Raw genomic sequence first — 2445 nt, 5'->3', positions numbered from 1 at the left:
CAGAGAACCCGACGGCCGTCATGAAGGGGCGCTCGGGCTAGTGCTGGAGCTTCGAGGTGAGCTTTGCCTGCATCTTCTGTGTCGCCTGGTGCAGGGCTTGGGTGAGTGCCGTCTCGGACGGGGTGCGGGGGTCCTCGCGGGTGAAGCAGAGGCGCGCCTGCGGCCCCGAGATGGTGATGGCGATGGGCGGGTACCCCTGAGGGGTGGGGAGCGTCTGCGCGAGTGCCGCGATGCCGGGCTGGGTCTCCTCGACGTTGCGTGCGTAGCCGCGCTGCCTGACGTTCTCCAGTTCGGCTTCGAGGGCCGTGCGGGTCGGGGTGGTGGTCTTCGCCGCGTGCGGGAGGGGTTCGTTCGGGTAGATCCGGCGGAGCTGCTCGGTGGTGAGGGTGGCGAGGAGGGCTCGTCCGCAGGCCGAGGTGTGCGCGGGGAGGATCGTTCCCGCCCGGGCTTCGATGCGCATGTGGTGCTGTGAGGCGATGCCGTAGATGTAGCGCACCGCCTGCCCTTCGAGGACCGCGAACTCCACGGTCTCGCCGGTTGCCGCCTGCAGCTCGAGCAGGTCGTCCTGGACGAGGTGGGTGAAGTCCGTGTCGGCGTGGGCGGGGCGGGCACTGGTCATGGCCGGGCCGAGACGGTAGCCGGGGCCGTCGAGTGAGCGACGCATGAAGCCGTTCGCCTCGAGGGTGGCCAGGAGCCGGTGGGCGACGGAGGTCCCCACACCCAGTTCGTCGGCGGCACGGGCGAGGGTGACGACCGGCTCCTGCTGGGCCAGTGCAAGCAGTCGAAGTGCCCTGTCCACAGTTTGAAGAGTGTTCACGGCCCGATATTCCCACATACAGGGAATGATTGACTAGTCACTCCCTGATAGTGGATTCTCTCGATGTCCGCAGGCGAACGCACACTCGAACGGGTGTCTTTGCGTGGCGCGGACTCCTGGGCGCGAGATCACCCCCTTGTCTGCCCGTGGCGTAAGTGGCCGTTGAGGCGTGAACCGCCCGTCAGCTCGTGTGACGTGCCGCGCAGTGAGGACACCGAGGAGAGTGAAGCAATGAGAGTCAGTGGACTCGATGGGCAGACCGAAGCGACTCAGCCGGACACGGCACCGGAGGGCTCCGGGGACCCGGAGGGCGGGAGCGGGACACCCACCGCCCGGCGCGCGGTCGTCAGTGGCGCGCTGGGTTCCGCACTGGAGTGGTTCGACTTCTCCGTGTACGGCGCGTTGTCGGCCACGGTGTTCCCCCAGCTGTTCTTCCCCGACCTCGCACCGGGCACCGCGCTGCTGGCGTCGTTCGCGACCTTCGGGGTCGGGCTGGTGGCACGGCCCCTGGGCGGCCTCGTGTTCGGCATGCTGGGCGACCGGCTCGGCCGCCGGAACGTCCTCATGTTCACGCTGCTACTCATGGGCGCGGCGTCGGTACTGATCGGCCTGCTTCCGACCTACGCCACGGTGGGAATGGTGGCTCCGGCCGCGCTGGTGGTCCTGCGTTTCCTGCAGGGCTTCGCCCTGGGGGGCGAGCACACCGGGTCGCAGCTCATGGTGATGGAACACTCGCCGAGCCGGCGCCGCGGTGTCGCGGGCGCCCTGATGTCGGTGGGATCGCCGATCAGCCAGGTGCTCGCCACCCTCACGCTGACCGGACTCGCCGCGTGGCTCACCGAGGACCAGTTCACCAGCTGGGGCTGGCGGATTCCCTTCCTTATGAGCGTGGCGCTCATCGCCATCGGGTACTACATCCGGCACCGCGTCGAGGAGACTCCGGTCTTCCTCGCCAACGAGAGCAAGAGCGAGCAGCCGGCACGCGGGCTGCTGAGGCAGCACCGGAAGACCGTGCTGCTGCTGGTGCTCGCGTGGGCCGCGCCGGGAGCGCTGTACTACATCACCGTCACCTTCGCCATCAGCTACCTCACGGGCCAGCTCGGATTCGACAAGAGCTCCACCTTCGGGTTGATGGTCGTCGCGAACTCGATCTCCATCGGGGCCAGCCTGCTCGGCGGCTGGTCCAGCGACCGGATCGGGCGAAAGCGCGTCCTCTTCACGGGTCTCGCGGTGCTGCTGGCCTTCCTCGTCCCGTTCTTCCTCATCCTCGACACGGGCAACTGGTGGATGGCCGCGCTCACCATCACGGGTGCGCTGTGCGGTGTGCAGTTCATGACCGGATGCCAGGGAGCCTTCTACGCCGAGGCGCTGCCGACCCCCGTCCGGTACACCGGATCGGCTCTCGGACTCACCGGCGGAAACATGCTGTTCGCCGCACCGGCGCCCCTGCTCGCGACATGGCTGATGCAGATCTCGGAGAACGGAACCCTGCTGATCACCGCCTACGGCCTGCTCACGATCCTGATATCCGCCGTGGCGATCCGCCTGCTCCCGGACCGTACCGGCCGGCAGCTCGAGGCGTGACGGGGTCCGCACCCCACCGCCGTACCCGCTCCCCCGCTCCCCTG

General features: G+C 68.5%; 2 protein-coding genes. One reads left to right on the top strand and one right to left on the bottom strand.

The genetic code is table 11. The annotated features are described in order from the left end of the window. Window positions 1–37 precede the first annotated feature (37 nt). On the bottom strand, window positions 38–799 hold the full coding sequence (locus AOK11_RS37990) for an IclR family transcriptional regulator (protein WP_240497646.1): 762 nt from the start codon (window positions 797–799) through the stop codon (window positions 38–40). Between the two features lie 249 nt (window positions 800–1048). On the opposite strand from AOK11_RS37990, the gene AOK11_RS37985 reads away from it, so the two are divergent. Further along, window positions 1049–2401: an MFS transporter gene (locus tag AOK11_RS37985; RefSeq protein WP_055598162.1), complete on the top strand. Its 1353-nt coding sequence runs from the start codon at window positions 1049–1051 to the stop codon at window positions 2399–2401. Window positions 2402–2445 lie beyond the last annotated feature (44 nt).

Origin of the sequence: Streptomyces hirsutus (assembly GCF_001418415.1) — a bacterium.
Lineage (GTDB): Bacteria > Actinomycetota > Actinomycetes > Streptomycetales > Streptomycetaceae > Streptomyces > Streptomyces hirsutus.
The sequence above is the reverse complement of the archived record's forward strand: the minus strand, read 5'-3'. Positions and strand labels throughout refer to the sequence as shown.